Source organism: Xanthocytophaga flava (genome assembly GCF_030068545.1).
Lineage (GTDB): Bacteria > Bacteroidota > Bacteroidia > Cytophagales > 172606-1 > Xanthocytophaga > Xanthocytophaga flava.
In genome coordinates this window covers 76,647-89,768 of record NZ_JASJOR010000032.1, presented here as the reverse complement: position 1 = coordinate 89,768, position 13,122 = coordinate 76,647, and the positions used below count along the sequence as shown (strand labels likewise).

11 protein-coding genes are annotated in these 13,122 nt (G+C 35.6%); 9 read left to right on the top strand and 2 right to left on the bottom strand.

The window, feature by feature from the left end; genetic code table 11:
• Entirely contained in the window at positions 1-462 is a 462-nt protein-coding gene (locus tag QNI15_RS31855; RefSeq protein ID WP_314035794.1) for an acyl-CoA thioesterase, read from the bottom strand.
• Between the two features lie 237 nt (positions 463-699).
• Between QNI15_RS31855 and QNI15_RS31850 the strand changes: the two genes are divergently transcribed.
• The 6 genes from QNI15_RS31850 to arfB all read left to right on the top strand — a co-directional run bounded on the left by QNI15_RS31850 (position 700) and on the right by arfB (position 8,204).
• Positions 700-2,130 carry a circularly permuted type 2 ATP-grasp protein gene (locus QNI15_RS31850; protein ID WP_314035792.1) on the top strand — a complete coding sequence of 477 codons (1,431 nt, stop codon included), beginning with the start codon at positions 700-702 and terminating at the stop codon, positions 2,128-2,130.
• 91 nt (positions 2,131-2,221) lie between these two features.
• Positions 2,222-3,175 carry an alpha-E domain-containing protein gene (locus QNI15_RS31845; protein WP_314035790.1) on the top strand — a complete coding sequence of 318 codons (954 nt, stop codon included), beginning with the start codon at positions 2,222-2,224 and terminating at the stop codon, positions 3,173-3,175.
• A gap of 102 nt (positions 3,176-3,277) precedes the next feature.
• On the top strand, positions 3,278-4,018 hold the full coding sequence (locus QNI15_RS31840) for a peptidase (RefSeq protein WP_314035788.1): 741 nt from the start codon (positions 3,278-3,280) through the stop codon (positions 4,016-4,018).
• A gap of 65 nt (positions 4,019-4,083) precedes the next feature.
• Positions 4,084-4,926, top strand: a complete 843-nt coding sequence (locus QNI15_RS31835; protein WP_314003647.1) for a transglutaminase family protein — start codon at positions 4,084-4,086, stop codon at positions 4,924-4,926.
• A 445-nt stretch (positions 4,927-5,371) separates the two neighbouring features.
• Complete coding sequence (locus QNI15_RS31830; protein ID WP_314003649.1) at positions 5,372-7,696, top strand: OmpA family protein; 2,325 nt, start codon at positions 5,372-5,374, stop codon at positions 7,694-7,696.
• Between the two features lie 109 nt (positions 7,697-7,805).
• Positions 7,806-8,204 carry an alternative ribosome rescue aminoacyl-tRNA hydrolase ArfB gene (gene arfB, locus QNI15_RS31825; protein WP_314003651.1) on the top strand — a complete coding sequence of 133 codons (399 nt, stop codon included), beginning with the start codon at positions 7,806-7,808 and terminating at the stop codon, positions 8,202-8,204.
• A gap of 16 nt (positions 8,205-8,220) precedes the next feature.
• On the opposite strand, the gene QNI15_RS31820 is transcribed toward arfB, so the two are convergent.
• Positions 8,221-9,378, bottom strand: coding sequence for a tetratricopeptide repeat protein (locus QNI15_RS31820; protein ID WP_314003653.1), 1,158 nt, complete (start codon positions 9,376-9,378; stop codon positions 8,221-8,223).
• 37 nt (positions 9,379-9,415) lie between these two features.
• On the opposite strand from QNI15_RS31820, the gene QNI15_RS31815 reads away from it, so the two are divergent.
• The 3 genes from QNI15_RS31815 (at position 9,416) to rsgA (ending at position 13,020) form a co-directional block, all read left to right on the top strand.
• Positions 9,416-10,657 (top strand): 3-deoxy-D-manno-octulosonic acid transferase, encoded by a 1,242-nt coding sequence (locus tag QNI15_RS31815; RefSeq protein ID WP_314035786.1) that lies wholly within the window; start codon positions 9,416-9,418, stop codon positions 10,655-10,657.
• A 157-nt stretch (positions 10,658-10,814) separates the two neighbouring features.
• A complete protein-coding gene (locus QNI15_RS31810) occupies positions 10,815-12,002 on the top strand; it encodes an acyltransferase family protein (protein ID WP_314035784.1) in 1,188 nt (395 codons plus the stop codon).
• A 94-nt stretch (positions 12,003-12,096) separates the two neighbouring features.
• Positions 12,097-13,020: a ribosome small subunit-dependent GTPase A gene (gene rsgA, locus QNI15_RS31805; RefSeq protein ID WP_314035782.1), complete on the top strand. Its 924-nt coding sequence runs from the start codon at positions 12,097-12,099 to the stop codon at positions 13,018-13,020.
• Positions 13,021-13,122 lie beyond the last annotated feature (102 nt).

Genomic DNA, 13,122 nt, shown 5'->3' with positions numbered 1-13,122 from the left:
TTATTTGGTTTCAATGTACTTCTCATGTTGTAAAAATTGCTCACGCCAGCTATCTGGTATAGCCACTGATTGATTGAGTTTATAGTTGTAAGTAACCATAACTGTGCCACCTTTAGCAATGAGTTTTTTCTGTCCATCTTTTTCATTGACTATTACTTGTTCCAGTTCAAAACTTTTAGTACCTATATGGGTACAGCGAATATACAAATACGGCTCATCTAAAAAGAAAAGGGGCAGAACGTAGTCTACTGTATTACGCGCAATGATAACACGTGTATCTACGTCCCGATAGGGAATCTGGAGTGTTTCATGCAAATAACGTAAACGAGCTTCTTCAAAATAAGTCAGATAGACGGCATTGTTTACATGCTTCATTTCATCCATATCTGACCAGCGCATTTGTATTTTCCAACGAAAGCGAAAAGATGTCAGATAGTTTTCAAGATCTATTTGTTCTGGCATAATTTTAAATTGGTTTTTGAAATATTGTTTGCTATTGGATGGCCTTAGTAGAATCTTTATTTTATTTTTCGGTTAATAACTTGGATATTGTTTCGAATAGTTGACTTAAATCAAAATTTAAATTATTATTCGACAAGAAATCAGATAGAGTATCTAATGGCTTATTAATAAGCAAAAGAGGCAACTTTGCCTTTCAATGATAAAAATTCCTAACCTTATTAATTAATAATCAGTTATATGGCTTTTATATTTGATAACTACCATACAGAAGGTTTTTTCGATGAAATGTTTGAAGTAGATGGCAAGGTAAGACCCCACTATGAATATTTCAAACAACAGATTGAAAATTTGCCAAAAGGAGAACTGCTTCAACGCCAGCATGCTGCTGAGAGAACGCTGATGCAAATGGGGATTACTTTCAATGTATACCACAATGGAGAAGGTACTGAACGTATAATGCCTTTTGATATAGTGCCTCGTATGATACGGGCTGATGAATGGGCTCGGTTGGAGAGAGGGTTGAAGCAACGTATTACTGCATTGAATTTATTTTTAGATGACGTATATAATGATCAAAAGATTCTTAAAGATGGAATAGTACCTCGTGAACTGGTAGAATCATGTAAAGGTTATTTAAAACCATGTGAAGGAATAAATCCTCCCAAAGGTGTATGGTGCCATATCACAGGTACTGATCTGATTCGTGGAGATGATGGTACATTTATGGTGCTTGAAGACAACTTAAGATGTCCATCTGGTGTGTCATATATGTTGGAAAATCGTGAAATTTCGAAGCATTCATTTCCTGAAATTTTTGAACGACTACGGGTACAACCTGTATCCAACTATCCAACACAATTATTGCAGATGCTGCAATACATCTCTAATAATCCCTCTCCGACAGTAGTTGTACTAACTCCCGGACGTTACAATTCCGCTTATTTTGAACATTCATACCTGGCACAGCAGATGGGAGTAGAATTAGTGGAAAACAATGATCTTGTTGTCCATGATGGGTATGTGAAAATGCGTACTACCAAAGGTTTTCAGATTGTAGATGTGATTTACCGTCGTATTGACGATAGTTTTTTAGATCCGAATGTATTTAACCCAGAATCATTACTGGGTATACCTGGAATATTTGAAGTATATAAAAAGGGTAGAGTTGCATTAGCCAATGCACCAGGGACGGGCGTGGCTGATGATAAAGTAATATATGCTTATGTGCCACGTATTATCAAATATTACTTAAATGAAGATCCCATAATTCCTAATGTACAGACATATATTTGTGGGGAAGATAATGATATACAATATGTTTTAGAAAACATTGATAAGTTAGTAGTGAAAGAAGCCAATGAGGCTGGGGGCTATGGAATGTTGATTGGACCGAAATCAACAAAGGCCCAGCAACGATTGTTCCGGATGAAGATCAAACAGAACCCACGAAACTATATTGCGCAGCCAACTATATCCTTATCTCGTGTACCTTCTATGGTTGAAAATCATTTTGAGGGTCGACATGTAGATTTGAGACCTTATATTTTATATGGAGAAAATATTGAGGTGATTCCTGGTGGATTAACACGGGTTGCATTACGCAAAGGTTCGTTAGTTGTAAATTCCTCCCAGGGAGGTGGAAGCAAAGACACTTGGGTTTTGTACTAATTATGTCAGTTTTCGTTACTAACTATGGACTGAAATGGATCGTCCACAGTTGTTTTATCATCTATACATTTTTTAACTGTACTTCTAATCAATGCTTTCAAGAGTCGCAAATTCTATCTACTGGATCAATCGTTATATTGAACGGGCTGAAAATTATGCTCGTTTTATAGATGTTAATTTTCATTTGATGTTTGATCTGCCACCGGAGATATCTGAGCAGTGGGCTCCTCTGGTTATAACAATGGCAGATGATAAGCTCTTTAAAGAATATTTTGATGTTCCTTCACGTGATAATGTGTTGAGGTTTATGACATTTGATATGCGAAATCCCAATTCGATCATATCTAACCTGTATAATGCAAGGGAAAATGCCCGTACCATTCGGGAGACATTGTCAAAGGAGATGTGGGAACATATCAATAAATCCTATTTGCGTGTAAAGGAGGCTTCTCATCACCAGATGGATCTGCTGGCATTGCAGGAGTTCTACAAAGAAATAAAGATGGGAAGCCAGTTGTTTTTTGGTATTGTAGACTCTACTGTAACACGTGGTGAAGGTTGGCATTTCGGGAGAGCTGGGCGTTTTCTGGAAAGGGCTGACAAAATATCCCGTTTTGTAGATGTCAAGTATTTCATTTTGTTGCCAGATACAAATCTGGTAGGCTCTCCTTTAGATATTTTGCAATGGTCATCTGTATTAAAGTCTGCCAGTGCTTACAACATGTTTCGACAACAATACAAAGAGATAACACCCGCAAATATTGTTGAGTTTCTGGTTTTGGATAAGTTGTTTCCTCGTTCTGTGTTGCATTCTCTATTGTATGCAGAAAGTTCTTTACGGGAAATTTCTGGGACCCCTTCCAGTATGCGTTATAGCAATGAAGCTGAGAAGAAACTGAGTCGTTTACGTTCTGAAATTGAGTTTACTTCTGTTGATGAGGTTTTTGATAAAGGACTCCATGAATTTATTGATACATTTCAGACGAAAAACAATGAGGTAGGAGAGGAGATATTCAATACATTTTTTGCTATTAAACCCATTTAAAGGAAGTAGTATAGTAATAACCACTTCTATTTTAGTAGTTTTGACAAGTAATTGTTTGAGTATCAAATATCTGGTACTAAGACGGATTTAATATTGAATTTTATGACTTTTTGTTTAGGTATAAAGGTGGAATCTGGATTAGTAGCAATTGCTGATACTCGCCTAACATCAGGAGCTGAATATTCTACAGGCAAAAAAGTATCAGTACATCAGTTTGGTAAGCATTCTTTGTTCATTATGACTTCAGGCCTCAGATCTGTACGAGATAAAGCTATAACCTATTTTAATGAAGTAATTAAAGAACAGGATCGGAAATTTAATAGGTTATATAAGGCTGTGAATGCTTTTGGAGAGCAGGTAAAGCGTGTCGCAGGTGAAGATAAAGACTCATTATATCAATCTGGATTGTATTTTAATTTACATGCTATAGTGGGTGGACAATTGGAAGATGATGACGAACATAAACTTTTTCTATTGTATCCGGAAGGAAATTGGGTGGAAGTTGGCCCTGGAACCCCATTTGTAATCATTGGGAATACTAATTATGGAAAACCATTATTACATAGACAATTGAGGTATGAAATTTCAATGAGAGATGCTATGATGGTTGGCTTTCTTGCTTTTGATGCTACAAAAGTTAGTGTAAATGATGTTGATTATCCTCTGGATATTATTCTATACGAAAAAGGTAGCTTTCAGATAAAGGACTGCCGGCTTGAAAGAGAGGAGTTAAAAGAAACATCAAAAACATGGAGCGAATTATTGAAACATGCAATAGGCCAGTTGCCAGACCAATGGGTAGATAAAGTTTTTGATGTATGTGAACTACCCAAAGAAGAGTAATTGCTGGCACCTGATTTAAGTGTCTATTCTTTTGTTGATTTAAAATTCCTGAACTGACTCCTCTCATGCATTTTAAAGTTAACCACCATACCTACTATACATATTCAAAGATGGTTTACCTGGAGCCTCATATCTTATGTGTGCATCCTCCTACCTATCCTTATCAAACAATTTCCAATTTTACCCTAAAAATAAATCCGGAGCCAGTTGTTTTCTCCCGCTCAAATGATATTGAAGGAAACTCTATCTATTTGGCTTGTTTTCAGGACCTGACAGATCATTTATTAATTGAAACTGAATTTGAAGTTCAGACATTTCGGTCAAATCCTTTTGATTATGTGTTGTATCCTTTTGAAACCTGTAATTTACCCTTTCATTATCCTGTAGAACTCCATCCCCTGTTAAAACCTTATTTAAAGCCTGACAACCGGAATTCTAAAATAGAAAACTTTGCATTGGAGTGTGTCGGCAAATCACAACAAAGTACCTTACGATTATTAATGTACCTCACTGAGACTATTAATCAGGATTTTGTCTATGAGTTTAATGAGTTTGGGTCTCCACGTAGTTCTGATGAAACATTACGCTTAAAAAAAGGTTCGTGTCGTGATCTGGCAGTTTTAATGATTGATGTTTGTCGTGTGTTAGGTATTGCGGCCCGGTTTGCCAGTGGATATTATCTGGGTAATGGTACAGATGAATCTTATTTGCATGCATGGGTTGAAGTATACTTACCTGGAGCAGGGTGGAGAGGATATGATCCTACCGAAGGGTTGGTTGTAGCCGATCAACATATTCTACTTGCTTCTTCTGCTTACCCAAGTCTGATTGCACCTGTTCAGGGCGTATTTCGTGGAGATGCTCGTGCATTATTAAGAAATAAGGTCTCTATTCAGCCCGTTATTTGAACTTTATGTATCTAAGCGTCTATATTTTGTTTTAATTCCTCTAAACAATCTCTTTCTTGAATTTTGGTCTGACTTGCATCTTTACTAATGTTGTATCTGCAAATAATATGGATTTTAGTGAAAATGTAGGACTAAAGACAACAGATTTTCTTCTATACACCACAAAAAAACAATTTGTGCGGTTACAAATTTGCTCTTTATGAGAATAAAATATGATTTTATTTCTTTTATGTAAGAAATTTGTGATTTTTGCGGTAATATATTTTTTTGAAAGAAAGTGTCTGTACTTTATACAGGCATGAGTCTATTAAATTATTAAAAAAAATATTTATAGAAATTTTTTAATAGAATAATTTTTGATTCAATTTCCTGGTAATCAGACTGAATTTAATTCAAAAGGATAAATTATTTATTTGTTCTTTGATCTTTTATTATATCATTATACATGAAAAATCAATACTCGCTCAAACTTACTTCACTGCTTTTTTTGCTTTCCTTTTTAGGTTTTCAGGCCTTTGCTCAAAGTGCAAAGTCACTAGTTAAGAAAGGGGATAAAGCTCTTGACAAAGAGAATTACCACAAAGCTTTAGAATACTACAAACAAGCTAATACAAGTAATGGAGAAAATGCTGATGCATACTTTGGGCTTGGAGTAACTAATCTGCTACTATTTAATAATAAAGAATCTCTGGATTATTTGCGAAAAGCAAGAGAATTGGATGCTGATGTGGATAAACATTACTACTATTGGCTGGGAAGAGCTTTTCATGCTAATCTGCAGTTTGACTCTGCTGTTGCTTCATATCGTGTCTATCTGAACGATGAAATTGGAAAAAATGATAGCCGTCAGGATGCTGTAAAGACGCTTATTCTTCAGGCTGAATTTGGAAAGACTTATCTTAGCAGTCCTGTTGATTATCAAATTGTCAATCTGGGTACTGAGGTTAATTCTGAATATTCAGAGCACAGCCCTATGTTGACTAAGGATAAACAAACCTTGTATTTTACCTCTCGTCGCCCTGCTAATCCTTCTGAAATCACTCCTCGTGGTGATGGATGGGAGAACGTATATACTACTAGCGGAAAAGGTAGTCATTGGAGTGGTGCCTCTTTATTAACCGGCCAGGTAAATGAACGAAAGACACATACATCCAATGTTCAGCTATATGATAATGATGAGAAAATGTTGGTTTATAAATCCTCGAAATTTGGATCATTGTATGAGTCTGTATTAAATGGAGGGACTTGGTCAAAACCTAAACCTTTTGCCAAGTTTACTAATACACAGAAATTTGAGCCAGACGGATTTGTTATTAAAGATGGTAGTGTGGTATACTTTGCATCAAGTCTGGATAATAAAAACGGTAATCTTGATTTATGGATTTCTCGTCGCAAAGAAGAAGATACAACAAAATGGAGCGAACCTGAACGTTTACCTAACATTGTAAATACAGATGCTGATGAAGATGCTCCATTTTTATCTGAAGATGGTTTGACTTTATTTTTCTCATCCAGAGGCCATGACAGTATGGGAGGATATGATGTATATAAAACCACCTATGAGCCATTTACCCGTACATGGAGTAAACCAATCAATATGGGGTATCCAATAAATACTCCTGGAGATGATATCTATTTTATGACTGATAGCACAGGAAAAAATGGATATATTACCTCCAATCGTCAGGGGACTATGGGCCAGGAAGATATATACATGGTCAAAATGTATGATGATGTTGTGGTGAAAGGACAAGTTGTTATTAAAACTACAAAACGTCCCTTAGGTGATTATATTCTTAACTTTGATTCCCAGCGAAAACTAGGTGTAAAAGGTAGTGCTTTATCGGGTACAGATGGTAACTATTCTTTAAAACTTCGTTCCGGACACACTTATACTGTAGAAGTAAGAAAACAAAATGGAGAAGTAGTATTAACAGATGATGTTGAGATTCCAATGGCGGAAAGCGAAGGAGCTGAAATAGTAAAAAACTTTGAGATAGATATTCCCGATACCATTCGTACTGCTGCCGGACAACGTATTGTACTACAAAATTTAAACCTTGTTCGTGTTAAATATGTAGAGACAGATTCTCTGCTTATTAATGGCGAAGTAAGAGATAATGCTGGTATCCTAGCTGGAGCTCTTGTGGAGATCAGAGAGGAAAGTAGTAACAAGCCTTTCCTGTCAACAAAAACAGATGCTAATGGGGTATATCATTTTGGGTTTATACCAGGAAAACAAACAAATTATGTAATTGAGATTACTCAGAAAAATTACTTCCCATATTTGGTTGTGTTAAATTATCCAAGTCCTGGTAATACAAATAAGTTTGTAACAGATCAGGATTTAACTTCTGTGGCATTGAATCAGGTCGATGTACGTTCTGTACTCACCTATGCATTCCCTATTGATATCAAAGAAGGAGCTAAAGCTGTATTGGGTGGAGTTTACTTTGATTTTAATAGTGCAGATCTGCGCCCTGAAAGTAACTTTGCGCTGGATAAGCTTTATGAGTTTTTAAAGCGTAACCCACGAATCATTATGGAGATTGGCGGTCACACAGATAATTTAGGTACTGCATACGTTAATAAGTTTTTATCTCAGAAACGTGCTCAGGCCGTAGTTAATTATATAATCAAAAAAGGTATAGATAAGAAGCGTTTGACTGCTGTTGGTTATGGATTTACTCAACCTATTACTACAAATGATCATGAATTGAATGGTCGGGATGTAAACCGTCGTGTAGAAGTGAAAATCCTGAGAAAATAAATAATAGTATTGGACATTGAATAAAAGTACCACTCAAAAGGTGGTACTTTTATTTTTGCCAGTAATGTGTTTTAGTGGTATAATTATAAATTGATTAATTGAAATTTTAATGAAAGATTTATCATCTGAATTTGAGTTTGCTGCTGTACGGAGCAGTGGTCCGGGAGGACAGAATGTTAATAAAACTGCGTCTAAGGTAGAGATTCGTTTTAATGTAGATAACTCTTTACTATTGACAGAAGCGGAAAAGCTGAAAATCAAAGAAAAGCTAGCCAATCATATTACCAATGATAATGAGATTATAGTGACTGCTCAGACAGACCGTAGTCAGCTAAAAAATAAAGAGACTGCTATTAAAAAGTTTTATAGACTTTTGGAGAAAGCTTTTGTGACTCCAAAGCCAAGAAAAGCTACCCAACCAAGTGCTGCATCTAAAGAAGTTCGTCGTGAAAAAAAGCGTCGCCAGGCAGATAAAAAAGCCCAGCGACAGAAAAGAGAGTGGGAATAGAAAGGTCTGTGAGTACTTATTTTAAAGCTGGCCAGGTGTAGTTTTTATTCCATGCATAGAAATCTTCAATTTCTTTGCCGTGTGAGCTGAGCCAACTCTGAACCTCTTTGCTCTGATTACTGGCTTGTATGATATACATGAATGTAGTGACCATTGATTTTTTTTGCATCTCTGCAAAATAAGGGACATAGTATTGCCAGTAAAAACCTGTTTTTTTATCCTGAAGAGATCCCAGCATAGAGAAAAAAGTATCCAGCTGAAAATTAAGTTTTTCAAGACCTGTAAGTTGTTTTTCTTCAACTTTTACTTCGCTACCCATAGTACCTAGTATAAATTCTGCAGCAAAAAAATCATCTTCTTTGGGTTTATTGTTGGATAAGTTTTTGAGTGCACCCATTGTAATGGTTATTTCTTTTTTATCAGTTGACGCTGGCATTAGTATTTCCTGCAATATCTGCCAGTTTTGAGCCGCACGCTTGCTTTCCGGCTCCAGAACCAACATTCGCATCAAAGCCAGCATGGCAGGAACTTTATTGACTCTTAGTAGAATCCTACCAATCATATTATGAGAACCAGGATGATTAGGCTCTAATACAATGGCTTTCTGAAAGTTTTCTAGTGCTTCTTCCTGCTTTTCTTGCTGGGCCAGTGAAATTCCCTTATTAAAATACAGCAGATAATGATCCGGGAATTTCTTAATTCCTTGATCATAGATCTTTATGGCTTCTTTTCCTTTGCCTAATTGATCAAGCGTATTGCCATACAAAACATATGTGAGTTGAAGCGTTGACTCATTCTGGCAGGTTTTGATCAGTTTTTTAGCTATTTCTATTGCTTCTTTGCTTCGATTAAGTGAGGATAAGGAAAACGCTTTTTCATATAGAGCTGTGTAATTATCGGGTTCTTCTGTTAATGCCGCATCATATTTTTGAATGGCTTCTTCATATTTTCCTTCATCATGTAAGGCAATCCCTTCTTTTAGAAATTGTGAGGCTTTCTGTGGATTCTGAGCTTTCAATGAAAAAATACTCAAAACAGATAAGAAAAGTATACAGATGTGTTTCATATAATATGCTTGATGTTTTCCATAGGATGAAAAAGAAGAAGCTTTTCCATAAGCTATATTTCTGTTTTTAGCTTTTGCTTCTTCCGTAGATAAAGATTCAGATAACATAGTATTTTTGCAGGCTAATTTGACTTCTTATTCAGTTATGATGCTTGTTTTCTATACTATAGGTATTTACTTAATGGGTGCACTTATCCGTATTGCTGCTTTGTGGAATAAGAAGGCTAGACAATGGGTAACGGGACGAAAAGACATTTTTTCAAGTTTACATGCATCTTTTGATGAAAACACCCATCCTATAGCCTGGTTTCATTGTGCTTCGCTGGGAGAGTTTGAACAAGCCCGACCTGTAATTGAAGGATTTCGAACTAAACATCTACACTATCGTATTTTATTAACCTTCTACTCACCCTCTGGATATGAAATACGAAAAAACTATGAGTATGCTGACTGGGTATTTTATCTTCCCTTAGACACCGCCAGTAATGCTAAACAGTTTATTAAAACTGTCCGACCTACCATCGTATTCTTTGCAAAATATGAGTTTTGGCATTATTATCTGACAGAGCTGCGGAATCGAGCTGTTCCAACCATACTTTTCTCTGCAATATTTCGTCCAGATCAGGCATTTTTTAAATCGTATGGCCAGTTTTTTAGAAATATGCTTACATGCTTTACTCATATCTTTGTTCAGAATACAAGCTCGCTGGCTTTATTAAAAGATATTGATTTACAAAATATCTCAGTGGCAGGTGATACTCGTATTGATCGGGTAAGTAAGATTGCAGAAACGAAGAAAGATATTCCATTGGCTGCCACATTTAAAGCAGACCAGCCGTTGCTGATTGTAGGGAGTGCCTGGCAGGGTGATCTGGATCTTTTAACAGCCTATCTGAATCAATATGCTAAACCACTTAAGATACTAATAGCTCCACATGAGATAAAAGAAGAAACTTTACAAAGCATTGAATCATCTTTTACAAAAAAAACTATACGTTTATCAAAAGCTGTAGATAATTCTATTGCTACCTATGATGTTCTTTTAATTGATAGTATTGGCCTTTTGTCTTCTTTGTATCAGTATGGAGATTTTGCGTTTATAGGTGGAGGATTCTATGATGGGATTCACAGCATACTAGAACCTGCTGTTTTTGGAATGCCGATTTTTTTTGGACCTAATTATAAGAAGTTTCAGGAAGCATTTGATTTGATTGAAGAAGGTGGTGCATTTTCTGTTGGAAATACAGCTGAGTTTATTCCCATTTTTGAAAAGCTGTATTCAGATGCTACCTTACGAAAAGAGGTAAGTGATAGAGTACAGATGTATATTCGAAAAAAATTAGGAGCAACTGAGAAAATTCTTAAAGAAATAGATTTACTGTGTTGAAGTATGATAAACCATTTAGATAAGTTATATATTTGTTTGTGAAGACATCTCCTGAATGTCAGGTTGATATGTGTGTTTCTATTTTTTGCATCTTACAAATTGATAATACCAGCTGTAGTTTATTGTGAATTTCGCAATGGTTAGAGCCTGTTAACTAATGGTAAAAAAGTTGTTAAAAGCCAATACTTCAAATTCTGTCTCTACTCCGGTTTCTGTTTTTTTTCCAAATCTGAATGGTATTCGTTGTATTGCATCCCTATTAGTATTGTTCCATCATATGGAAATACTTAAGGCATTTTTTGGAATGAAAAACTTTTCCGAGAATATATTTATTGCCAGAATAGGAGGATTAGGAGTAGTTCTTTTCTTTGTATTAAGTGGTTTCTTAATTACATATCTTTTATTGGCTGAAAAACAGAAGCATTCCCATATAGCTATCAAGTCATTTTATATGCGTCGTATACTACGTATCTGGCCATTGTATTACCTGGTTGTTATACTTGCTTTTCTGGTTTTACCACGCTTCGATTTTTTTTATATCCCTCATCTATCTGATAATTTATTAACCGATTTCTCTCTCAAGCTTACTTTATATCTGCTTATTCTTCCTAATGTAGCTTCAGTAGTGACAAGTACTGTACCCTATGCCGGGCAGGCATGGTCTGTTGGTGTTGAAGAACAGTTTTATCTTCTATGGCCAATCATTCTAAGCAAAACACAGCACTACCTTGAGGTTTTATGTGCAATTATTGTAATGATTGTAATATTCTCCAATGGCTTCCTTGGAGATGGGCTGATAACACTGGGACATTATCTACATATTTCGAATCCGGATTGGTATGCTCTGGCTACTATTATTACAAAATTTTTTAAAGACTTGAGAATTAGTTGTATGGCGATTGGAGGGATTGGAGCTTACGTATTATTTTTTAACAAAGAAGAGATTTTGAAAATTTTGTTTTCAAGAAATGTTCAATTATTTACATATGCAGTTCTAGTTCTTTTATTACTACGTGGGACTCCAGTAAGCCAGGAATTTTATGCTGTGTTGTTTATTATTTTTATTCTGAATATGGCTGCTAATACCAATCGTTTATTTAGTCTGGAAAACCCTATAATCAATTATTTGGGAAAAATATCTTTTGGGTTGTATATGTGTCATAATATTGCCATTGTTATAGCAATTCGTGTCTTTCTATATTTTTTCTCAACAGTGGATAATTTATTCCATCATTTGATTCTTACAGGGATGGTATTTAGTATCGCTATTATTATTGCGGCCTTATCCTATCATTGCATAGAAATACGATTTATGAAATTGAAATTGTATTTTACCCGAAGTTAGTATTACTGCATTATAAATGCTTATTGACAAAATCAGATACTTATTTCACTTCCTTACTAGAATTCCCGACATTTGTGGCAAAAAAGAATAGCTAATGCCTGAAGGAATTGTAATGCGATCAACCGGATCATGGTATGAAGTTCGTACGGATGACCATCAATTGTTAAAATGCCGTTTGAGGGGAAAGATAAAGCTTAAGGATATTAAGATAAATAATCCTATTGCTGTGGGCGATAAAGTAGTATATGAGTATGAGCCAGGTCTTGCTACAGGAATCATTACTGAAATTTTACCAAGAGAAAACTATATAATTCGTCAATCAGTACACAAATCGGCTTTTAGCCATATTCTCGCTGCTAATATAGACCAGGCTATTCTTATTGTTACGCTTACATTTCCTCGAACCTCGCTTGGATTTATTGACCGTTTTTTGGTCACAGCAGAGAGTTTTAGGATACCTACTGTTTTGATCTTTAACAAAATAGACTTGCTTGAAGAGGAAGCCAGAGTATACCAGAAAGAATTGATTGCTTTATATGAAGAATTAGGCTACAAATGTATTGAAACCTCAACCTTAGATAATATCAATCTTGATGAATTTCATGCAACAATCCGCCATAAGAAAAGTTTATTGTCTGGACATTCTGGAGTAGGAAAGTCGTCTTTAGTCAATAGTGTTAATCCCAATCTGAAACTGAAGACTAATGAAGTGTCTACTTTTGCCAATAAGGGAGTACATACTACTACCTTTGCAGAAATGTTTGAGATAGAATCTGATACTTTTATTATAGATACTCCGGGTATTAAAGAATTGGGTTTGGCGGATATAGAATCATGGGAGGTCAGCCATTATTTTCCTGAGATGCGTGATTTACTTGGTGAATGCAAATACCATAATTGTACCCATACTCATGAGCCAGGTTGTGCAGTACTTGAAGCTGTAGAAGCAGGCAAGATTGCTGAAAGCAGATATATCAGCTATTTGAGCATGCTCCAGGGAGACGATAATCGTAAATAATCGCTTATTTCCTGTTATTTTTACAGGAAATTCATAAACTTTGTGTGCAATGATAGTGGAAAGTAACTTTTGGTAAGGATTTTCGTAGTATAGAATACCTGT

Excerpts from the sequence above, each read along its gene's own strand:
- QNI15_RS31855 (WP_314035794.1), bottom strand. The coding sequence starts at position 462 with ATGCCAGAACAAATAGATCTTGAAAACTATCTGACATCTTTTCGCTTT.
- QNI15_RS31850 (WP_314035792.1), top strand. The coding sequence starts at position 700 with ATGGCTTTTATATTTGATAACTACCATACAGAAGGTTTTTTCGATGAA.
- QNI15_RS31845 (WP_314035790.1), top strand. The coding sequence starts at position 2,222 with ATGCTTTCAAGAGTCGCAAATTCTATCTACTGGATCAATCGTTATATT.
- QNI15_RS31840 (WP_314035788.1), top strand. The coding sequence starts at position 3,278 with ATGACTTTTTGTTTAGGTATAAAGGTGGAATCTGGATTAGTAGCAATT.
- QNI15_RS31835 (WP_314003647.1), top strand. The coding sequence starts at position 4,084 with ATGCATTTTAAAGTTAACCACCATACCTACTATACATATTCAAAGATG.
- QNI15_RS31830 (WP_314003649.1), top strand. The coding sequence starts at position 5,372 with ATGAAAAATCAATACTCGCTCAAACTTACTTCACTGCTTTTTTTGCTT.
- arfB (WP_314003651.1), top strand. The coding sequence starts at position 7,806 with ATGAAAGATTTATCATCTGAATTTGAGTTTGCTGCTGTACGGAGCAGT.
- QNI15_RS31820 (WP_314003653.1), bottom strand. The coding sequence starts at position 9,378 with ATGTTATCTGAATCTTTATCTACGGAAGAAGCAAAAGCTAAAAACAGA.
- QNI15_RS31815 (WP_314035786.1), top strand. The coding sequence starts at position 9,416 with ATGATGCTTGTTTTCTATACTATAGGTATTTACTTAATGGGTGCACTT.
- QNI15_RS31810 (WP_314035784.1), top strand. The coding sequence starts at position 10,815 with ATGGTAAAAAAGTTGTTAAAAGCCAATACTTCAAATTCTGTCTCTACT.
- rsgA (WP_314035782.1), top strand. The coding sequence starts at position 12,097 with ATGCCTGAAGGAATTGTAATGCGATCAACCGGATCATGGTATGAAGTT.